At 71.2% G+C, this 20,593-nt stretch carries 18 protein-coding genes and 1 tRNA gene; 4 read left to right on the top strand and 15 right to left on the bottom strand.

Annotated elements, in window-relative coordinates; translation table 11 throughout:
• Positions 1-178 precede the first annotated feature (178 nt).
• Positions 179-252: transfer RNA gene (locus tag AB0903_RS26695), tRNA-Pro, on the bottom strand.
• A 232-nt stretch (positions 253-484) separates the two neighbouring features.
• Between AB0903_RS26695 and AB0903_RS26690 the strand changes: the two genes are divergently transcribed.
• Together AB0903_RS26690 and AB0903_RS26685 are read left to right on the top strand one after the other, a co-directional pair.
• Positions 485-1,135, top strand: coding sequence for a transketolase (locus AB0903_RS26690; RefSeq protein WP_366707031.1), 651 nt, complete (start codon positions 485-487; stop codon positions 1,133-1,135).
• 112 nt (positions 1,136-1,247) lie between these two features.
• On the top strand, positions 1,248-2,135 hold the full coding sequence (locus AB0903_RS26685; RefSeq protein WP_366706981.1) for a transketolase C-terminal domain-containing protein: 888 nt from the start codon (positions 1,248-1,250) through the stop codon (positions 2,133-2,135).
• A 143-nt stretch (positions 2,136-2,278) separates the two neighbouring features.
• Here the strand turns inward: AB0903_RS26685 and AB0903_RS26680 are convergent, their stop codons facing one another.
• From AB0903_RS26680 to AB0903_RS26625, 12 genes are all read right to left on the bottom strand, one after another.
• Positions 2,279-3,040, bottom strand: a complete 762-nt coding sequence (locus AB0903_RS26680; protein ID WP_366706979.1) for a L,D-transpeptidase family protein — start codon at positions 3,038-3,040, stop codon at positions 2,279-2,281.
• 145 nt (positions 3,041-3,185) lie between these two features.
• Complete coding sequence (locus AB0903_RS26675; RefSeq protein WP_366706977.1) at positions 3,186-3,551, bottom strand: MmcQ/YjbR family DNA-binding protein; 366 nt, start codon at positions 3,549-3,551, stop codon at positions 3,186-3,188.
• Between the two features lie 196 nt (positions 3,552-3,747).
• A complete protein-coding gene (locus tag AB0903_RS26670) occupies positions 3,748-4,317 on the bottom strand; it encodes a GAF domain-containing protein (protein WP_366706975.1) in 570 nt (189 codons plus the stop codon).
• The gene (locus AB0903_RS26665; protein WP_366706973.1) at positions 4,314-4,946 is read right to left on the bottom strand and encodes an ATP/GTP-binding protein; all 633 of its coding nucleotides are present in this window, start codon (positions 4,944-4,946) and stop codon (positions 4,314-4,316) included. The genes AB0903_RS26670 and AB0903_RS26665 overlap by 4 nt, the downstream gene beginning before the upstream one ends.
• Positions 4,924-5,295 (bottom strand): DUF742 domain-containing protein, encoded by a 372-nt coding sequence (locus AB0903_RS26660; protein WP_366706971.1) that lies wholly within the window; start codon positions 5,293-5,295, stop codon positions 4,924-4,926. The genes AB0903_RS26665 and AB0903_RS26660 overlap by 23 nt, the downstream gene beginning before the upstream one ends.
• 2 nt (positions 5,296-5,297) lie before the next feature.
• Complete coding sequence (locus AB0903_RS26655; RefSeq protein WP_366706969.1) at positions 5,298-5,732, bottom strand: roadblock/LC7 domain-containing protein; 435 nt, start codon at positions 5,730-5,732, stop codon at positions 5,298-5,300.
• A gap of 6 nt (positions 5,733-5,738) precedes the next feature.
• Entirely contained in the window at positions 5,739-7,517 is a 1,779-nt protein-coding gene (locus AB0903_RS26650) for an ATP-binding protein (protein WP_366706967.1), read from the bottom strand.
• A 354-nt stretch (positions 7,518-7,871) separates the two neighbouring features.
• The gene (locus AB0903_RS26645; protein ID WP_366706965.1) at positions 7,872-9,902 is read right to left on the bottom strand and encodes a glycoside hydrolase; all 2,031 of its coding nucleotides are present in this window, start codon (positions 9,900-9,902) and stop codon (positions 7,872-7,874) included.
• Between the two features lie 52 nt (positions 9,903-9,954).
• Entirely contained in the window at positions 9,955-12,000 is a 2,046-nt protein-coding gene (locus AB0903_RS26640; protein ID WP_366706963.1) for a beta-galactosidase, read from the bottom strand.
• A gap of 62 nt (positions 12,001-12,062) precedes the next feature.
• The gene (locus AB0903_RS26635; RefSeq protein WP_366706961.1) at positions 12,063-13,403 is read right to left on the bottom strand and encodes a sugar ABC transporter substrate-binding protein; all 1,341 of its coding nucleotides are present in this window, start codon (positions 13,401-13,403) and stop codon (positions 12,063-12,065) included.
• 79 nt (positions 13,404-13,482) lie between these two features.
• Positions 13,483-14,433 carry a carbohydrate ABC transporter permease gene (locus tag AB0903_RS26630; protein ID WP_366706959.1) on the bottom strand — a complete coding sequence of 317 codons (951 nt, stop codon included), beginning with the start codon at positions 14,431-14,433 and terminating at the stop codon, positions 13,483-13,485.
• A 3-nt stretch (positions 14,434-14,436) separates the two neighbouring features.
• Positions 14,437-15,378 carry a sugar ABC transporter permease gene (locus tag AB0903_RS26625; protein ID WP_366706957.1) on the bottom strand — a complete coding sequence of 314 codons (942 nt, stop codon included), beginning with the start codon at positions 15,376-15,378 and terminating at the stop codon, positions 14,437-14,439.
• A 291-nt stretch (positions 15,379-15,669) separates the two neighbouring features.
• Here AB0903_RS26625 and AB0903_RS26620 point away from each other — a divergent pair, with 291 nt between their 5' ends.
• Positions 15,670-16,656: a LacI family DNA-binding transcriptional regulator gene (locus tag AB0903_RS26620; RefSeq protein WP_366707029.1), complete on the top strand. Its 987-nt coding sequence runs from the start codon at positions 15,670-15,672 to the stop codon at positions 16,654-16,656.
• Positions 16,657-16,980: 324 nt separating this feature from the next.
• Here the strand turns inward: AB0903_RS26620 and AB0903_RS26615 are convergent, their stop codons facing one another.
• Complete coding sequence (locus AB0903_RS26615; RefSeq protein ID WP_366706955.1) at positions 16,981-17,316, bottom strand: rhamnogalacturonan lyase B N-terminal domain-containing protein; 336 nt, start codon at positions 17,314-17,316, stop codon at positions 16,981-16,983.
• A gap of 210 nt (positions 17,317-17,526) precedes the next feature.
• Here AB0903_RS26615 and AB0903_RS26610 point away from each other — a divergent pair, with 210 nt between their 5' ends.
• Positions 17,527-18,570 carry a rhamnogalacturonan acetylesterase gene (locus AB0903_RS26610; RefSeq protein ID WP_366706953.1) on the top strand — a complete coding sequence of 348 codons (1,044 nt, stop codon included), beginning with the start codon at positions 17,527-17,529 and terminating at the stop codon, positions 18,568-18,570.
• A 48-nt stretch (positions 18,571-18,618) separates the two neighbouring features.
• On the opposite strand, the gene AB0903_RS26605 is transcribed toward AB0903_RS26610, so the two are convergent.
• Positions 18,619-19,863 carry an MBL fold metallo-hydrolase gene (locus tag AB0903_RS26605; RefSeq protein WP_366706951.1) on the bottom strand — a complete coding sequence of 415 codons (1,245 nt, stop codon included), beginning with the start codon at positions 19,861-19,863 and terminating at the stop codon, positions 18,619-18,621.
• Positions 19,864-20,593 lie beyond the last annotated feature (730 nt).

Genomic DNA, 20,593 nt, shown 5'->3' with positions numbered 1-20,593 from the left:
GGGAGATGCCACACGCTCGTGTGACGCCTCGACGCGCTCCACGCCCCGCGGTCCCTGCCGAGCCGCCGTAGGCACCTGCCGACAGGTCGAGACGGACTGGTCTCCGCCTGGGCCGAAAATGATCAAGGGGCCGTTTCAGATTGCTCTGAAACGGCCCCTGACCTGCGACTCTTTCAAGTCGGGACGACAGGATTTGAACCTGCGACCCCTTGACCCCCAGTCAAGTGCGCTACCAAGCTGCGCCACGTCCCGATGCCCGCTGACCTGGGGTTTCCCCCGGCCGAACGCGCACGAGAAGAATACAGCACTCGGACCGCTGGTCACGAACCCGTATGCGCGGACCGACACTCTTGACCTCAAGCAAACTTGAGGTTGCACGGTGGTGGACATGACGACCACGGCATCCACCATCGCGTCCACGACCGCATCCACCGCGTCCGTCCGACCCCTCGGCCGCACCGGCTTCGGCGATCTCGACCGGCTCATGTCCCTGATGACCGGCGACGAGAAGCACGGGCCGGCAGCCACCTCCACGATGGACGCGCTCTGGGTCCTGTACGACCGCGTCCTGCGGGTGACGCCGGCAACCGCCGAAGCCCTGGACCGGGACCGGTTCCTGCTGTCCAAGGGGCACGGGCCCATGGCGTACTACGCGGTCCTCGCCGCCAAGGGCTTCTTCCCGGAGGAGTGGCTGACCGGCTTCGGCTCGTACGACTCGCCGCTCGGCCACCACCCCGACCGGGTTCTCGTGCCCGGCACCGAGATCGGCAGCGGCTCGCTCGGCCACGGCCTGCCGCTGGCCGTCGGCTCCGTCCTGGGCCTGCGCGCCCAGGGGCTGGCGGACCCGCGGGTCTGGGTTCTGATCGGCGACGCCGAACTGGACGAGGGAAGCAACCACGAGGCCATCGCCTACGCAGGACCGGCCGGGCTCGAGCAGCTGCACACGCTCGTCGTCGACAACTCGTCCGCGACCCACGGCTGGCCCGGCGGCATCGCATCCCGCTTCGAGGCGGCCGGCTGGTCGGCGCAGACGGTCGACGGCAGGGACCACGACGCGCTGTACGCCGCGTTCACGGCGCCCCATCCGGGTCGGCCGCGGGCGGTCGTCGCCCGTGTCGAGCCCAAGGGCGCCTGACCACTCCTTCGTCCCGCTTCTCCTTCGTCCCCGCTACCCGCCCCGGTGACCGTCCGTCGCCCAACCGCCCATCGCGCCCTTCATCACGGCCCCACCCAGGAGACTTCCGACCATGGACACCATGCGTGACCGATTCATCGCGACCGCCTCCCGCCTGCTCGACGAGGACCCCCGCCTCGCCCTCGTACTCGCCGACATCAGCACCGCCGGTTTCGAGCAGGCGCAGCGGCGCCATCCGGACCGCGTGGTCAACGTCGGCATCCGCGAGCAGCTTCTGATCGGCGCCGGCGGCGGCATCGCCCTCACGGGAATGCGTCCGATCATGCACACGTTCGCCAGCTTTCTCGTCGAGCGGCCGTTCGAGCAGGTGAAGCTCGACTTCGGCCACCAGGACATCGGCGGGGTGCTGGTGAGCGCCGGCGCCTCCTATGACTGGCCGGCCGGCGGCTTCACGCACATGTCACCGGGGGACGTGGCCTTGCTGGACACCCTGGACGGGTGGACGGTCCATGTGCCCGGCCATCCGGACGAAGCAGAGGCGCTGCTGCGACACGCGGCCGCCGGCGACGACCGGGTGTACGTGCGCCTGTCGCTGCAGAGCAACGGCGAGGCCCGGCCGGTCACGGGCGACCGGTTCCTCACCGTCCGCGAAGGGCGTGGCGGGGTCGTGATCGCGGTCGGACCGATGCTGGACAACGTGCTCGCGGCGACCGAGGGACTCGACGTGACCGTGCTGTACGCGACGACCGTGCGCCCCTACGACCGGGCCGCCGTCCGCGCCGCCGCGGGCGGCCGGGCCGACGTGGTGATCGTCGAACCGTACCTGGAGGGCACGTCGACCACGGCCGCGAACGACGCCCTGGCGGACGTACCGCACCGGGTGCTGGGGATCGGGGTGCCACGGCGGGAGCTGCGGCGTTACGGCACCGTCGACGAGCACCTGGCCGCGCACGGCCTGGACCCGGCGTCCCTGCGGGCGCGTGTCTCCGCGTTCCTGTGACGCGGGCGGAGGCGTCGGAGGCAGAGCAGGGGCAGAGCCGGAGCCGAAGCAGGGGCAGAGCCGGAACAGGAACAGGAACGGGAACGGGGGCAGGGGCAGGGGCGAAGGAACGAGAAGGAGAGGTGGCCGGAGGTGCCGGTCGGTCACTTCCGGAGCTCCGGGGCGGGCCCCATCACGACGACCGGATGCTTGTCCGGATCGAGCAGCCGCAGCAGTTCACGCATCCGCTCCCTCGGCAGCGAGATGCACCCCTGGGTAGGTCCTTCGTGATCCACGTGGATCCACAGCCCGCTGCCCTTCTCCGGGCCGAGCGGCCGCTCCTTGTCCAGCGGACTGGTCCCCGGGACCCGGTTGTAGTCGATGGCGACCACATGGTCGAAGGAACCTTCGAGGGGTTCTCCGAGAAAACCCGTCCCCGGGGCGACGAACTCCTCGTCCTGGTCGTACGGCAGCCGGGTGCCGGGATCCGGTTCGAGGCCGCCGGCGTCGCCGAGCCCGTAGACCCCGATGGGAGTGCGCAGGTCGCCGGCGTGGTGGTCATGGGTCCAGCCCCGCAGGGCGTTGTGGGCGGGCCAGGGACCGGCGACGCGCCGCCAGTCCCGTCCCGTGTCGCTTTCGTAGAGCGCGGTCTCCGCGACGTTGGTGTCGGCCGTCCCGCCGGACACGACCAGGACCTGGCGGGTTCCGCCGGGGATACGGGAGCGGAAGTCGGGTCCGAGGCCGGGGATGTGACGGGCCGACGGCTTCTGGTGGCCGGGGCCGGCGTGACCGACGGAACTCTTCCCGGGCGCTTTCGGCACGGGTGGTGCGGGCGATACGGATGAGGCGTCCGTACATCCGGTCAGAAGCAGTGCGGCGCACACCGCCGCGGCCAGCGTGCTCCCGGCGCTCTTGGTGACGGGCATGGGTCGGGGTCCTCCCGGCGTCGTGGAACGGCGCCGCCATCCGTACCCGGTCCGCCGCGGGTAGCGCTTGCGCCGGGGGCGCACTCACCCGACCGTGGCACCGCCCGCGCGGCCATCCGGCCCGGCGGGGCCCCGCACCGGCGGATCACTGCTGGGGCGGCGCCAGCTCCGGGTGTGCGTCGAGCAGTCTGCGGGGAGCGGCCTGGCGCCACGAATCGAGCAGGATCGCCCGCAGCTCGTCGTCGTCCTCCAGTGCTTCGAGGCGCACACGCAACCACGCGTAGTGGTCGTCGTGTCCTGCGCGGAGGAAGAACTTGCCGGGCTCGGCGGCGATCAGCTCTGCGCGGTCCTCCTTCGGGCACTTCACACCCATCTCGCGGTCGTCGTCGCCCAGCGACGCGAAGATCCGGCCGCGCTCCTCCAGCCGGAAGGTGGGCATGCCCCAGGCGAGCTTCTCGATCGCCCCCGGAAGCGCGAGCGCGATCCTGCGTACGTCGTCGGCGGTGGCCATGGCACCACCGTAAGCGCCGCCACCGACAACGCCCGCCGGCGTCCGTGCGCACCGCGCGTGCACGTCGAGGGCGCGGGTGAAACAGAAGCGAGCCCTGCGGAGGCCGGGCGCGCCGACCAGAGCCGCGGTGCGCCGGAGCTCCGACCACCGCCAGAACCATCCGCCAGGCACGGCACAGGCGGCCCTCGGGGTCGTGTCAGATGCCGCCGTCCTCCCGGCGGTGGATCTGCTCGATCAGTTCCGCCGCGAGCGACTTGATCGTCTCGAGCCCGGCCCTCCCCCAGGGCCTCGGCTCGGTGTCGACCACGCAGATGGTGCCCAGCGCGATGCCCGTCCGGTCGATCAGCGGCGCCCCGAGGTAGGAGCGGATGCCGATCGCGTCGACGACCGGATTGCCCGCGAAGCGCGGGTAGTCGCACACGTCCTCCAGGACCAGCGCCTTGCGGCGCACCACCACATGGGGGCAGTAGCCGTGGTCGCGCGCCATGAACCGGCTGACCTCGCCGCCCCCCGGCGCGGTGCCCGGGCCGGTCCCGCGGCGGGTCCCCGACGGGGTGTGCAGCCCGGCGAAGAACTGGCGGTTCTCGTCGATGAAGTTGACCATCGAGTACGGAGCTCGGGTCACCTCGGCGACTTTGCGCGCGAAGTCGTCGAAGGCCGCGTCGGGGCGGTCGCCGAAGCCGAGCCGGCGCAGGCGCTGGACCCGGGCGGGTGCTTCGCGGTCGACCGGCGTCAGCAGCAGATGGCCGATGGGGTCGTATGTCATGTCGGTGCTCCATAGCTCGGTGCCGGGCCCGGCACGACGGCGGTGGTGGCGAGCAGATGCCGGACCAGGGTGACCAGGGTGCCGATGCCGGAACTCGCGATCCGTGCGTCGCACAGCACGACCGGAACCTCCGGCATGAGGTCGATCGCCGCCCGCACCTCGTGCGGTTCGTAGCGGTGGGCACCGTCGAACTCGTTGACGGCGACGACGAATCCGATACCTCGACGCTCGAAGAAGTCGACGGCGGAGAACGAGTCCTCCAGCCTTCGGGTGTCAGCGAGCACCACCGCGCCGAGGGCACCCTCCGACAGCTCGTCCCACATGAACCAGAAGCGCTCCTGCCCGGGCGTGCCGAAGAGGTACAGCACATGGCGGGCGTCGAGGGTGATCCGGCCGAAGTCCATGGCGACGGTGGTGGTCGTCTTGGCCTCGACGCCGTCGAGACTGTCGGTCGCCGCGCCGGCCCGGGTGAGCAGTTCCTCGGTACTGAGCGGGTCGATCTCGCTGACCGCTCCGACGAAGGTCGTCTTGCCCACCCCGAAGCCCCCCGCGATCAGGACCTTGAGTGCGGTGGGGAACCGGTCGTCGCTCCCGGCGCCGTAGGTGTCAGAGCCGTCGTCGTAGGCCATCGAGCACCGCCTCCAGCAGTGAACGGTCCGTGGGTGTGTCGTGGCTGCGCGGCGCCCGCGCCGTGACGGCGCCGCAGTCGACCAGGTCGGAGAGGAGCACCTTGGTGACGACGGCCGGAAGCCGTAGGTGCGCGGAGATCTCGGCGACCGACGTGGGCCCGCGGCACAGGCCGAGGGCCATGGTGTGCTCGGGTCCGAGGTGCACCTGAGGCGCCGCGCCGGTCGCCATCACCATGGAGAGCAGGTCCAGTGCGGCGCTCGGACGGGTGCGCCCGCCGCTCACCGTGTACGGACGGATCAGCCGGCCCGCCGCGTCGTCCAGCAGCGGCCCGTCCTTCGGCGAGGGCATGGTCACCGGCCCGCGACGCCCGGTGCTCCGGCGGACCGTCTCACGGGGGTGACGAGATACGGGCGCACGCTCTTGACCAGCATGGCCATCTCGTAGCCGAGTACCGCGGCGTCGGCCTCGCGTCCCGCGAGCACGGCAAGGCAGGAGCCGGAGCCGGCCGTCGAGACGAACAGCAGGGTGGAGTCGAGCTCGACCACGACCTGGCGCACCTCTCCGCCGTCGCCGAAGCGCGCTCCGGCACTGCGGCCCAGTGAGTGGAGGCCGCAGGCCAGGGCGGCCATGTGGTCGGCGCTGTCGCTGTCCAGGCCGTGAACCGATTTCACCAGCCCGTCGGAGGAGAGCAGTACCGCGTTGCGGGTGTACGGGACGCGCTGGACCAGGCCGCTCAACAGCCAGTCGAGGTCCGGGACACGGCCGGTCGGCACATCGCTCGCCATGGTGCGTTACTCCTTGGTGGTGTGGTCCTGGTGCGGGGCATCGGTCTGGCCGAAGTGCTCCGTCCCACGCGCCGGCCGGGCCTCGGCGAGGCCGATACCCCGCTGGAAGGCCGCCATCAGACCGGGGTCGTGCAGGGCGGGCTCGTCGTCCGTGCGCGGGCCGGGGGTGTCCCGCAACTGCGGGACGAGGTGCTCCTGGCTGCGGCGCCTGGGCAGTTGGGGGCGGCCCATGGTGCCGCGGACGACCTGCGGGGCGGGTCCTTGCGGTGCGCCACGGACCTGCTCGGGCTCGGCAGCAGGGGCAGGGGCGGGCGGCGGGTGGTCGGGGCGGGCCGCTCCGGAGTACGGGCGGTCGGGGTGCTCGCCCCGTGCGGGCAGCGGCTCGGCGGCGACGCCGGAGCCGACCGGTTCGCTCTGCGCCGGCAGGGTGCGGGGCGGGTCGGACCGGTCCGACTGCGCGGACAGGGGTGAGGGCGGTGACCCGGTCGCGGCGCCGGGTCCGACGGCGGGCGCTTCGGGTGCTGCGCTCCCGGTCTGTCCCGCCCCTTCCCGGTCTGCACCGAGCAGACCGTGCGGCAGGACGAGTACGGCCTGGACGCCTCCGTAGATGTTCGGCTGGAGCCGTACGGCGATGCCGTGGCGGCGGGCGAGCGCGGAGACGACGAACAGGCCGATCCTGCCGTCCTGCAGCAGATGGGCGACGTTGACCTGGTCGGGGTCGGTGAGCAGGGCGTTCATTTTGTCCTGCTCGGACGGTGGCATGCCCAGGCCCCGGTCCTCGACCTCGACGGCGAGTCCGGCGGTGACGTGCTGGGCGCGCAGCAGGACCTGGGTGTGGGGGGCGGAGAAGAGTGTGGCGTTCTCGACGAGTTCCGCCAAGAGGTGGATCACGTCGGCGACCGCGTGTCCGCGCAGTGTGCCGTCGATCGGCGGCACGAGCTTGACCCTGGGGTACTGCTCGACCTCGGCGATCGCCGACCTGAGCACCTCCGTCATGGCGACCGGGTTGGACCACTGCCGTCGGGAGGTGGCGCCGCCGAGGACCGCGAGGTTCTCCGCGTGCCTGCGGATCCGGGTGGCGAGGTGGTCGACATGGAAGAGCCCTTTGAGCAGCTCCGGGTCCTCGACCTCGTTCTCCAGCTCGTCGAGGAGCTGGATCTCGCGGTGCACCAGGGACTGGAGCCTGCGGGCCAGATTGACGAAGACCTCGACCTTCTGTTCGTTGCCCACGCTGCTGGAGAGCCGGGACGCCTGCACCACGGCCGTCAGCGCGGTGTCGTGCGAGCGCACCAGCTCCTGTGCGAGCAGGTCGAACGCGTCCCCGCCGCCCGGTGCCCCCTGTGGGAGCGCGGGGCGGGGTGGTGGGCCCTCTCCCCGCCGGAGTTTGTCGACGGCGGTACGCAGGTCGTTCTGGGCACGGGCGGTGGTGCGGCGCAGCTCCGTGCAGCGGTCGAGCACTGATCTGGCCGTGCGGTCGGCGCCGCGTGCGGCGACGGCCACGGCGGCCAGGGCGAGCGCGGCCAGGGCGGTCAGCGCCACCCACAGGCCGGCGGACGGTTCCGGGGTGGCGGCACGCACCGTGACGGCGACGGCGATCACGCCGCTGAGGGCGGCGACCACGGTCGGCAGGACGGCGGTACGCAGCAGCCGGTGCCGTACCCGGGTTTCCGACGGCGCCTCGGACGGCGTCCGGCCCGCGGCCGCCAGGGCGCGGGCGCCCGGCCGGCCGTGACGTCCGCCCTCTCGGCGGTCTGACCGCGCGGCGGGTGCGCGTAGTTGAGACATCAGCGTCCTCGGTACGTGGGCCCCAGGGATCGGTGCAGTGCTGTCGGTCGGCGTCCGGCCGACGTCCGGTCGGCATGACGTCACGGCGGACTCCGGGCACACGGACGAGTACCCACCGTCGATCACTGGCCACACACGGTAGTCTCGGTGAGAGGGCGTCGGACGGGCAGTTGCCGAAGTTCCCCGCCGTTCGTCCCCCTCCGGTATGGGGCATCGCACGTCAGCACGAATACGGAGGGCGGAACCGCGGGCCCGGTGCGGTTGCGGTCCTCGACCGGTGCCTCCGTTCGGGCATGCGGGCGGGCCGCAGCCTCTCCGTATCGAGACTGCGGCCCGGACTCGCTCAGCCGTACGTCAACCCACGTCGGTCACCGTCCAGCGCTGGTTGGCGCCGGAGTTGGGCGGCCATACGGTGACGGCCGCCCCGTCGTGCGTCGCCTGGCCGGAGACCTCGAGCAGACGGCCGGAGGCCGCGTTGACCAGCGTCCAGGTGCCGTCACCGGTGGTCGACATGATCCATCGGGCTGCCCGGTCGCGGCGGCCGCGGTCGGGCTCGAGGACGGGTGCTCCGTCCCGCTCGGCGAGCCGCTCGCCCTCCACCGCATCCGTGAGGACGTACTGCTTCCGGTTGCCGTTGCCCCCGGTGGCCGGCCTCAGCCGCCAGTGCTGCCCGGAGGCGGCCGGATCCTGGCCGGTGGTGGCGATGACGAGCCGGGTTCCGTCCTCTGCGACGGTGAGCGCCTTGCCGCTCTGGGTGCCGGTCAGCAGATAGGTGTGGCCCCGGCGGACCAGCGGGGCGTCCTCGGCGACACCGGACACACCGCGGACCAGGAAGGTGGTCACGGATTCCGCCGGCACGGTGAAGGAGGCGCTCCGGCCGGAGACGGGTACGGCGTCGTGCCGCACGAGCTTCCCCCCGGCGCTGGTGACGACGGGTGTGACGGTGGCGTCGTGCTCGACCCGGCCGAACTTCGACAGGTCGACGGTCACGGTGCGCGGGCTGGTCGCCTCGTTGACGTGGACGACGGTGGCTGCGTGGCCCCGCCTGCTGACGGCGGCGGCGCTGGAGGTGTCGTCGACCTTGACCAGCCGGTCGCCGGGCTTGATGTAGTGGGTGAAGTTGCGGGCGGTGTCGAACTTGGTGTTGGTGCGGATCGGGCAGCTTTCCAGAGTGTCCGCCGCGGTGCAGTCGAAGGGCAGCTGGATGCTTCCCCAGTTGCCGCCCCTCTCGGACTCGCCGCCCGGCGCCATGTTGTCGTAGTCCTCGACGGGCTGCCAGAACACCCAGGCACGCGGTTCCAGTTCGCGGAGGTCGTCCACGATGTGCCGGGCGAGTCCGAGGCCGGGTGACATGTCCTCGAAGTCCTGCCCGTCGCCCCAGTCGCCCCCGACCTCGCTCATCCACAGCGGCTTGTCCGCCGCCTTGGCCAGGTCGCGGACCGTGGTGCGGCCGCCTGTGCCGTAGGTGTGGACGTTCATCTGCCGCACGAGGTCGCGCACCTCCTGCGGGTAGGAGGACCAGTTGCGGGCGAAGGTGGTGGGGTTGGTCTCGTCCATGGCCGAGATCCGCGCGTCCGTGGCGGACTTCCGCAATGCCGGTGCCAGGGCGCGCAGTACCTGCTGCTGGAGTGCGGGGCCCATGTGGGCGCCCTCCTGCCGGCCGCCGACCGGTTCCCCGTCGGGGCCCGGGCGGGTGCCCCAGCTCGTGTTGGGCTCGTTGAAGGGGTCGAGCGTGTCGACCTCGATGCCGTGGGCCTCCTCCAGCCGTTCGGTCGCACCCGCCAGATAGGCGGCGAAGTCGTCGACGGAGTCGGCGCGAAGCTGGTCGGCGGCGGGGTCGAACCCGCCTGACACATAGCCGCTGTTCGTCATGAACCACGGCGGCGAGTTGCTGAACGTCTCCCAGTGATCGACCTCGCTCTTGATGCGGTCGACCCACCAGCGCTGTGCCTGATCGGCGTCCGGGTTACAGTCGGCGGGGTCGTCGGCACTCCACCAGCCGGTGTCCTCGCGGGTGGTGCCGTCCGGAGCGCGCCACCAGCCCGGCACCGCTCCCCCGGGCCGCAGATAGTCCTCGACGTCGGGGGCGTTGCCGCCGCCGATGTTGTAGCGGGCGATGTTCAGGGCGAGGCCGTCGTCCCCGAAGAGCCGCTCGGCCAGTGCGTCACGTATCTCGTCCGGGTAGCCGCCGGTGGCGTTGGCGAACCACACGAGGCTGGTTCCCCAGCCTTGGAAGGCGGGCTGCTGGTAGGAGGGGTCGGGCCGGACGGTGACGGCCGCGTCCGCCTGCGCCCGGGGCGGTGGTGCGGCCGTCAGGGCGACGGCGGTCAGGGCGGTGGCACCGAGGACGGCCAGGAACCGTTGTGCGCGGCTGCGGCATGCCATTCAGTGCTCCCGTGACGTGGGTGGTGTGCCTTCGACGGATGGCTGGGGCGGCTCAGGTGGCGGGCTGGCGCAGTACGGTCACTCCACGCGGGGCCACCACGAGCGCGCCGGGCGCGGCGGCTTCACCGACGAGCACTTCGCCGGCCAGGCCCGGCACGGTCACCCGGTCGTCGGTGCGGTTGACCAGGAAGAGGTAGCGGCTGCCGGCGGCGGTGCGCACGGTCGGTTCGACTCGGCCGCGGGCCTCCTCGGGCAGCTCGCTCTCCACTCCGGCGGCGGCGAGCAGCCGTGGCAGCAGCTTGGTGAGTCCGTTCCGGCCGAGGCGGGTGGAGACGTAGCCGGCCGAACCGGTGCCGGTGCTCCGGCGGGTGACGGCCGGGCGGCCGGCCTGCTCGCCGGCCGCGTACCGGGCGAGCACCTCGGTGCCGGGGTCGGTGACGGTGAGGCGGTCGGTCCACAGGGTGCCGGTGGTGCCGTCGTCCAGGGGGACGCTCGACCCGTCGGGCAGCGGGCCGAACTCCTCCGCGCGGACGCCGAGGAGGTCCCGCAGGGCACCGGGGTAGCCGCCGAGCCAGACGTGGTCGTTCTCGTCGACGATGCCCGAGAAATAGGTGGTGACGAGATGGCCGCCGTTCTCGGCGTACCGGGTGAGCCGCTTGGCCAGCGTCGCGGGGATCATGTGCAGGACCGGTGCGACGACGAGCCGGTACCGGTCGAGACCGGTGTCCGCTGGGACGACGTCGGCGCGGATGCCGAGGTCGAGGAGTGCGGAGTACCAGTCGAGGGCCTCCCGGTGGTAGTCGAGCCGGGAGGTGGGGTGGGAGTCCTGTTCACTCGCCCACCACGACTCCCAGTCGAAGAGGATCGCGGCCCGCGCCGGCTCCCGCACGGAACCGGCGACCGGCGCCAGTTCGCCGAGGGTCCTGCCGAGCCGTGCGACGGAGCGGAAGACGTCGCTGTCGGCTCCGGCGTGCGGGACCATCGCGGAGTGGTACTTCTCCGCGCCTGCGGCGGACTGGCGCCACTGGAAGAAGCAGACGGCGTCGGCGCCGTGGGCCACGTGCAGCAGGGAGTCTCGAACGAGCTCCCCGTCCTTCTTGGGCAGATTGACCGGCTGCCAGTTGACCGCGCTGGTGGAGTGCTCCATCAGGAACCAGGGGCGGCCGCCGGAGATGCCGCTGGTGAGGTTGGCGGAGAAGGACAGCTCGTCCCGCGCCTGCGGGCCCGGATGGACGTAATGGTCGTTGGAGACGAAGTCGATCTCGTCGGCCCAGTCCGCGTAGTTCATGCCCTTGACACCGGGCATCACCATGAAGTTGGTGGTGACCGGCACATGGGGGGTGAGTCGGCGCAGGACGTCGCGTTCGGCACGCAGATGGTCCTTCAGCGCGTCCGAGGAGAAGCGCTTGAAGTCCAGCTGCTGCGTCGGGTTGGGGTGGGACGCGGCGAGCCGGGGCGGCAGGATCTGCTCCCAGTCGCTGTAGCGCTGCGACCAGAAGGCGGTGCCCCAGGCCGTGTTGAGGTGGTCGAGGGTTTCGTAGCGGCCGCGGAGCCAGTCCCGGAAGGCGCGGGCGGCGTCGTCGGAGTAGTCGTGGACGTTGTGGCAGCCGAGTTCGTTGGAGATGTGCCAGGCGACCAGGGCGGGGTGGTCCGCGTAGCGCGTCGCGAGCGCCGTCACCAGGCGCAGCGCGTGGGTGCGGAAGACGGGCGAGGTGGGGCGCCAGTGCTGGCGCGCGCCCGGCCACAGCGTCTCGCCGGAGGCGGTGACGGGCAGGACCTCGGGATGGGCCGTGGTGAGCCAGGGGGGCGGGGACGCGGTGGCGGTGGCCAGATCGACGCCGATTCCATGGGCGTGCAGCAGGTCCATGACCTCGTCGAGCCAGCCGAAGTCCCACCGGTCCTCGGCCGGCTGGACCCGGGCCCAGGAGAAGATCGCCAGGGAGACGATGTTGACGCCGGCCTCGCGCATCAGCCGGACATCCTCGTCCCACACCTCGCGCGGCCACTGGTCGGGGTTGTAGTCGGCGCCGTAGGCGATCCGGCGGCCGGCGTCACCGTCCGGCCCGGGACGCAGCTGGGACAGGAGGGTACTGATCATGGTGGTCCTTCCGGTGCGCCCGCGGGGGCGGGTGGTGTGCTGGGGCCGGTCCGCCGGCGCGCTCACTTGTTGACGCTGAAGCCCTGCTCGGTGCCGTACTTGACGATGGCCTTCTCCCAGTTCCGGAGCCCCTCCGCCAGGGTGGTGCCGGAGACGTACGCCTGGCCCGCGGTGTCGTTGAAGACCGAGTTGGCGTACGCCTGGTACGGGAGGTAGTTCCAGTCGTCGGGGACCATGGCGGCGGACTCGGCGAAGATCTTGTTGGCCTGCTGGCCGCCGAAGTACTCGAACTCGGTGTTCCGGAAGTCCTCCGACTCCAGCTCCGCCCTGGTGGCGGGGAACGCGCCCTCCGCGAGGCGGGTCTGGACTCCCTCTCCGGCGTTGGCGTACCGGACGAAGGCGTAGGCCAGCGCCTCGTTCCTGCCTGCCTCCGGCAGGACGAGCGAGCTGCCGCCGTTCTCGGCGCTCGCCCTGCCGCCCGCGGTCCACTGGGGCAGCGGGGCGACGCGCCAGTCGCCGGAGGCTCCCTTGACGCCGGAGGCGAAGTTGGCGGGCATCCAGGCGGCGGAGACCAGGGTGGCGATGGTGCCGTCGCCCAGGCCCTGGTACCACTCGTCCGTCCAGCCGGTGATGGGGGCGACGAGATCCTCGGAGATCAGCTTCTGCCAGGTCTCGGTGTAGGCGGCGGTGGTCTGCTCGGAGAAGTCGACGGTGATGTCGCTCCCGTCGGCCTTGAAGAGGCGGGAACCGGCCTGCCACAGCATGCTCGAGGTCATCCCGGCGTCACCGGTGTCGTTGGCGATGTAGACGTCGGGGTCGGCCTTGTGGAGCTTGCGGCCGGCTTCGACGTACTCGTCCCAGGTGGTCGGCACCTCGATGCCGTGCTTGTCGAAGACCTTCTTGTTGTAGAAGAGCGCCATCGGCCCGGAGTCCATGGGCAGGCCGTGGACGCCCTGTTCGGAGGCGACGGCGTTCCAAGGGCCGGGGGTGTACTTGTCCGCCAGGTCCCCGGCACCGAAGGGGGACAGGTCGGTGAGGGACTTGCCCAGGGTGTACTGGCCCAGGGCGAAGTACTCGATCTGGGCGACGTCGGGCACGCCCTTGCCCGCCGAGACGGCGTTGCTCAGGGCGGTGTACGCGTCATTGGACGTGCCGGGGTTGACGAGCTCGACCTTGACCTTCGGGTACTTCTTCCGGAAGTCGGCGGCGACCGACCTCAGCGTGGGCTCCCAGGCCCAGACCGTGATCGTGCCGCCCTTCTCCAGGGCCGCATCGATGTCCTTCTCCGACATGTTCTTCGGGGCGGACGAGGTGTCGGACGAGCCGCCGCAGGCAGTGGCCAGCAGGGCGAGGGCGCAGAGGAGGCCGGTGCCGCTCAGGGCGCGGCGGGTCTTCAGGGACATGAGGGTCTTCCATTTCGTCGTGGTCCGAAACGGCGGGCGGTGAGGGTGGGGCGTGCGGGACGGCGGCGAGAGGGGCCGGCTATTCCTTGACGCTTCCTGCGGCGAGGCCGGACCTCCAGTACTTCTGCAGCAGCAGGAACGCGGCGATGAGGGGCAGGATCGTGATCAGCGATCCCGTGATCACGAGGTGGAAGACGGCTTCGCCGCCGGCCGTCGCCGCCTGGGCGTTCCATGCGTTGAGGCCCAGGGTCAGGGGGTACCAGTCCGGGTCCTTGATCATGATCAGTGGCAGGAAGAAGTTGTTCCAGGTGGCGACCATCGTGAACAGCAGCACGGTGACGAGGCCGGGTGCCAGCAGGGGCATGCCCACTTGGAAGAAGACGCGCGCCTCGCTCGCGCCGTCGATGCGGGCGGCTTCCATCAGTTCGGTGGGGATCGCCTCGGTGGCGAAGACCCACATGAGGTAGAGGCCGAACGGTGAGATGAGCGAGGGGATGATCACTGCCCAGGGGGTGTCGGTCAGGCCCAGCTTGCTGAACATCAGGAAGGTGGGCACCGCCAGGGCCGTGCCCGGAACGGCGACCGCGCCGATGACCACGGCGAACACCGCCCGTTTGCCGGGGAACGCGAACTTGGCCAGCGCGTAGCCGCCGAGCACGGCCAGGAACGTGGCCCCTCCGGCGCCGACGACCACGTACAGCAGGGTGTTGAGCAGCCACCGGGTGAAGACACCGTCGTCGTAGGTGAAGGTCTGGACGATGTTGTCCCGGAGCGCGAAGTCGTCGCTGAACCAGAGGCCGAAGGAGCCGGACAGGCCCTCCTGGGTCTTCGTGGCGCTGATCAGCAGCCAGAGCAGCGGCACCAGGCTGTAGAGCAGGACCAGTCCGGTGAGGACGGTGAGCAGGACACTGCGGCGGGTGCGGCGCGGGCCGTGCTCCGCAGGGCACGGGGTCTGGGTCCGCAGCCGCGGCGTGCCGCGGGAGGCGCGCTTCTCGGTGGTGCCGGACGCGGCCGTGGTGGGGCTTCCCATCGTTCACGCTCCCTTCCGCATGCCGCGCAGTTGGACCGCGTAGGCGATGACCATGGTGACCAGGCCCATCACGATGGCGACCGTCGCGGCGTAGTTGTGCTGCCCGCCGGAGAAGGCCAGCGAGTAGGTGTAGAGGTTCGGCGTGAAGTACGTGGTGATCGCGTTGGGGGCGAGGTTCTGCAGGATGCTCGGCTCGTTGAAGAGCTGGAAGCTGCCGATGACCGAGAAGATCGTCGCGACGACCAGCGCTCCCCGGATCGCGGGCAGTTTGATCGCGGTGACGACCCGGATCTGGCCGGCCCCGTCGATCTCGGCGGCCTCGTAGAGGGAATGGGGGATCACCCGGAGCGCGGAGTAGAAGATGAGCATGTTGTAGCCCACGAACTCCCAGGTGACGATGTTCCCGATCGAGGCGAGGACCAGGTCCGGGGAGAGCGGGTCCGGGAGCGCGGTGCCGAGGGCGTCGTTGACGTCCCCCAGGAGTCCGAAGCGGGTGCCGTACATGAAGCCCCACATCAGGGTGGCGACGACGGCGGGCACGGCGTAGGGGAGGAAGACCGAGATGCGGAAGAAGCTCTTGCCGTAGAGGCGGCCGCTGTCCAGCGCGAGCGCCACGAGCAGGGAGATGCCGAGCATGACGGGTACCTGGACGGCGAGGAAGAGCGTGACCCTGCCGAGCCCGGACCAGAACTGCGGGTCCTCCAGGGCGCGTCGGTAGTTGTCGAGACCGACGAACTGGTTGCCGCCGATGAGCTGTTCCCTGAAGAGGCTCAGGAACAGCGAGTAGGCGATCGGAGCCAGGAAGACGAGGGCGAAGACGATCGTGAAGGGCGCCATGAAGCCCCATCCGGTCCACGCGTACCGCTGCCGTTTCCCGGGCCGCGGCCGCTGCCCCGGCCGGTCGGCACCAACCTCCGTGGCAGGTGGGGGTCGTAGCGTCGTCATGTCGTTCCTCGCTCGGGTGTCCGGGAACCAGGCGCCGGCTTGCGGGGCGCCATCCGATGTTTACGTAAACATCGGACTGGGCGACGACCCCGCGAGTGTTATGTTTGCGTAAACATCGGATGGCGGAATGTCTACACTGCCCCGATGACGAGCGTCAAGGGTCGGCGGGCGGATTCGCCGCCGACCGGTGGGAGGAGCCGGGTGGACACCGCGGACAGCACACCAGTGGGCGGGCGGCAGACCCGGAAGCACCCGGGCAGGCCGGCCTCGCGTCGCGCCCGCACCGCCTCCATGGCCGACGTCGCGCGGGTCGCAGGGGTCTCCTCGCAGACGGTCTCCCGGGTCTCCAACGGTTACCCCGGCGTGACGGAGGAGACCAGGCAGCAGGTCCTCACCGCGATGAAGGAGCTGGGCTACCGCCCCAACAGCGCCGCCCGCGCCCTCAAACGCGGCGAGTTCCGCACCATCGGCGTCATCCTGTTCTCCCTCTCCACCACCGGCAACGTCCGCACCCTGGAGGCGATCGCCACCTCGGCCGCCGAGGAGGGATACGCCGTCACCCTCCTGCCGGTCGCCGTGCCGACCCAGGACGAGGTGCGTGGCGCCTTCTCCCGCCTGGGGGAACTGGCCGTCGACGCCGTCATCGTCATCATGGAGGTCCACCTCCTCGACACCGCGACCGTCACCCTGCCGCCGAACGTCCAGATCGTCGTGGCCGACTCCGACGCGGGCGACCGCTACAGCGTCGTCGACACCGACCAGGCGGGCGGGTCCCGTGCCGCCGTGCGGCATCTGCTCGAACTCGGCCACCGTACGGTGTGGCATCTCGCGGGCCCCGAGGAGTCCTTCGCCGCGCAGCGGCGCGCCGCAGCCTGGCGCGCCACGCTCACCGAGGCGGGGCGCGTCCCGCCGCCTCTGGTACGGGGCGACTGGTCGGCGGAGTCCGGCTACCGCGCCGGGCTGCGGCTGGCCGAGGAGGCCGGCTGCACGGCGGTCTTCGCGGCGAATGACCAGATGGCCCTCGGGCTGCTGCGGGCACTGCAGGAGCGGGGCAGAAGCGTCCCGCACGACGTGAGTGTGATCGGGTTCGACGACATCCCGGAGTCCGGCTCCTTCCTGCCACCACTCACCACGGTCCACCAGGACTTCGCCGAGGTGGGCCGCCGCTGCGTGGCGGGAGTGCTGCGCCAGATGCGCCGGCAGAGCGCCGAGCCCGGCACGGCACTGGTGCCGACCAGGCTCGTCGTGCGCGACAGCACGGCCCCGCCGCCGGCGTGACGCGAGACCGTCGGCGGGGCGGGTGGACGTCGACGCGACGTGCCGGCGTCGACGGGCGGGGGCGGGGGCGGTAGGCGCCGCCGGGGAGGCGGGGCCGGGAGGGCCGGCGGATGTGGACGGCGCGGCGCGGTTGACGTCGACGCGGCGGCGCCGCCGGTCGACGTCGCCGGTCGGCGTCGGCGGCGGCGCCCGGTTCAGGTGACGGCAACCCGACCGACCTCGACAGCGCCTGCGGCGGAATTCTTGCGCTGCGGGCCGCGCAGTAGCGCTTCAGGATGCCGTACGGGACGTAGACGAGGGGGGTCGAGCCAGGCTGCCTGACGGTCACGCCGGAGCCGCCGAGGCCGGACTCGACGTGCGAGTTCGTGCCAACCGGCTCTGGCACTCCGTGCCCCGGTACGCCGGCGAGGTCAGGTCGCCGTCGGCCTTGCCGACGTTCGGGACGAGCTGGGTGCCGGTGTCGACGACGTAGCGGGAGCCGTCTTCGGCATAGCCGGAGGCCGCGGCGGACGCGGAGGGGCGAGCGAGCCGACAAGGACGGCCGGTCCGGCGGCCGCCGCTAAGCCGAGGGACCGCGCAGCCGAAGAACCGAGAAGCCGAGGAACGGAGCAGCCGAGGGATTGAGGGACCGAGGACGAAGGTACGGCGGCGGGTCGGCACGTTTCGAGGAACCGGGCATGGGGGCACCTCCTTCGAGCCAGAGACAGGGAGTGCGGCGGCCGGCAGCGCGACAGAGTTGAATCGATTTAGGAAAAGGCTTTCGCGTTCTGCCGATGAGTTCCTCGTCAACACCGAACAGGGGGTAGAAAGCGCTTTTCGGAACCGGTACGGTCCACGGCAAGCCTGTCGCCCTGTTGGAAGGAGCTACGAGTGAGACGTTTCAGCATCGCCGTCGTGGCGGCGGCGACCCTGGGAACCACCCTGTCGTCCGTACCGGCGCATGCCCACCCCGGCCGCCCGTCCATGGGACCCGCGCACTGCACCGCCACCGCATGCCACTTCGACGTATCGCCGGGCACCTACGACGTGCAGGTCCTCCTCGGTGGAAAGGCCGCGTCCAGCACGAGCATCGGCGCCGAGAGCCGGCGGTCCCTGCTGGCCGAGACCACGGTCCCGGCCGACGAGCGGGTCGCCCGCGCTTTCACCGTGGACGTCCGCACCCCGGAGGGCGAGCCCACCGGCCCTGAAGGCACCGCGGGCCTGGACCTGGTGCTCGGTGGCGCCGCCCCGGCCCTCTCCGACATCAGGGTGACCCGCGCCCGGCACGCCCGCCAGATCTTCCTGGTCGGCGACTCCACGGTCTGCGACCAGCCCGGCGACCCGTACGCCGGCTGGGGGCAGCAGCTGCCCCGGTACCTGCGCAAGGGCGTCTCCGTCGCCAACTACGCCGATTCCGGGGAGAGTACGGTCACCTATCTGGGAAACCCGCAGCTGTGGGCCACGGTGCGACCCCGGATCCGCCCCGGCGACCTGGTCCTGGTCCAACTCGCCCACAACGACAAGACCACGGACGAGGCCACGTACCGGGCCAACCTGGAGGCCCTGGTGGCGGGCGTTCGTGAGCGGGGCGGACAGCCGGTCCTCGTCACCCCGATCGTGCGACGCTGGTTCAACTCCGACGGCACCCTGAACAACGGCACCGCGCTCCTGGTCAACGGCCTCGGTGTCGACCACCCGGCCGTCATCCGCTCCGTCGCGGCCGCCGCCCACGTCCCGTTGATCGACCTCACGGCGAAGACGAAGGCACTGGTGGAGTCCCTCGGTGTCGAAGCCTCCAAGGCGCTGTACCTCTACAACGAGAAGCGCGACAACACACATACCTCGGTGCACGGAGCCACGGTCTACGCGGGCCTGGTCCGCGACGAACTCCTCACCCGGCGTCTGGTGCCGGAAGGCAAGGTGCGGGTGGGGTGAACACCTGGGGCGCCCCGACCGGAACCGGGGCGCTCCAGGCCGTGCCGCTCACCGGTCCCCGGCGAGGTCGGGCTCGCGGTCGTCCTTGAGCTTGGCGGCCGCGAGGGCCGGCCAGGCGGCCCAGCCACCGGGCGGGGTCTCGGCGACCTCGCGCCACCACGGGTGTGCGGGGTCCATGGCCGAGGGCTCGAACGGCTGCCCCGGACGCGGTGTCGCGACCGTCTGGCCGACCTTGTGCCCGGCGAGCAGGGTGCGCTCGGCGGGCTCGTGCCACGGGTGGGGTGCCAGGTTGAAGGTGCCCCAGTGGATGGGCAGCAGCACACCGTGCGGAGCGCCCTGCTGAAGGTCGAGCTGTGCCCGGATCCCTTCGTCGGGCGTCATGTGGATGTCGGGCCACGGCCCCGGATCCGGCGCGGCACCGGTGTGATTCTTGGGCCAGTACTCGGAGTACGCTCCGATCTGGATCATCGTGACGTCGAACGGTCCGTGCTCGGCCCCGATGTCCTTGAAACCGGGGAAGTACCCGGTGTCACCGCTGTGGTAGACCCGGTGCTCGGGGCCGGTGACGACCCACGACGCCCACAGGGTGTGCTGCTGGTTGCGCAGTCCGCGCCCGCAGAAGTGGCGCGCGGGGGTCGCTGTCAGCCGGATGCCGGCCACATCCGTGGACTCGTTCCAGTCAAGCTCGCGCAGACGGTCCGCAGACACGCCCCAGCGCTCGAGGTGGGCGCCGACGCCGAGCGGCACGGCGAAGACCGTGTCGCTCGAGGCCAGGGCACGGATGGTGGGCAGGTCGAGGTGGTCGTAGTGGTCGTGTGAGATCACCACGACATCGACACTGCCGAGCGCCGCGAGCGGTGCGGGCACCGGATGCAGGCGCTTCGGCCCGGCGAACGAGAACGGAGAGCACCGCTCTCCCCAGACCGGGTCGAAAAGCACCCGGCGCCCGTCGATCTCCGCGAGGACGCCGGAATGCCCCATCCAGGTGAGACGGAGTCCGGAAGCGGCGGGCCTGGCCAGGTCGGCGACCGTGGTCGGATGCACGGGCACGGGACCGGCCGGCACACGGCGGGCCCGCGACTCCCTGGCGAAGTAGATCTTGGCGAACTCCACCATGGACCCACCGGACGGTCTCGCCCTGTCCCCTTCGGGGTTCCGGAAGACGCCGTCGGCGAAGTTCGGCGAGCGACGGATGCGCGCCATGCGTTCTCCGGCCGGGTCGGCCCCGAAGGCGGCCGGCCTGTGCGAGCGCAGCCGCAAGCGCAGCGAGTGGGGGGAACCAGCGCCGGACACGGCACCTCCTGATGCTCGGGAGTCGTTCCATTATGTGCGGTTCACATACCGTCCGGGATCGTTCGAACCGGTCTGAGGGCCCGCACCGGTCCGACCCCTGAGGGACGGACACCTCGCCCTGACCTGGCAACGCCCTGGCGCGTTCCGGTGTTCCTCGAGCCAGTCCGCCGCCATGCCACGATTCCGGCGGCCCGCTCCGTCGTATCCGTGACAGCACCCGGCTTCAGACGACGAGGAGCACGTCATGGCGCGCACGTCCCTCGACCCGCGCCGCTCTCTCCTCTCTCTCCTCCTGCGCGCCATCGAGTGCTACTCCAGGCGCACCTACGGCAAGGCCCTCGACCCGGTCCGGGCACATGGGCACCACCCCGGGACACTCCGGGCGGATTTCCGCTTCGAGCCGGCGGTGGACACACGGCGCTCGGGCCGACCAGCCAGGGGCTCGAGGACCACTGCGAGATCCCGGCTCCCCGGTGGTCGGGGCCCCGGCCACCGGGGACGAGCCGGGCGTCGGGTGAGGCGGGCAGAGACACGCCACGCCGAATACCCGGCACGCCGCGACGAGTACCGGCGTGCCGTGGGGCAGTGCTGTACAGGGCTGGACTTCATCCAAGATCGGCTGTGTACTGTGACGCCAACACCGTTGCGTTTGAGTTTTGAGTCGCAGGTCAAGCCCTGGTGAATGACGCAACGGGACGTCCTGATAGATCAACTTGTGTCGAGCAAGAAG

Source organism: Streptomyces sp. NPDC048389 (assembly GCF_040706335.1).
In the GTDB taxonomy this organism is placed as follows: Bacteria; Actinomycetota; Actinomycetes; order Streptomycetales; family Streptomycetaceae; genus Streptomyces.
Note: the sequence above shows the minus strand (reverse complement) of the source record. Positions and strands in the feature narration are given on the sequence as shown.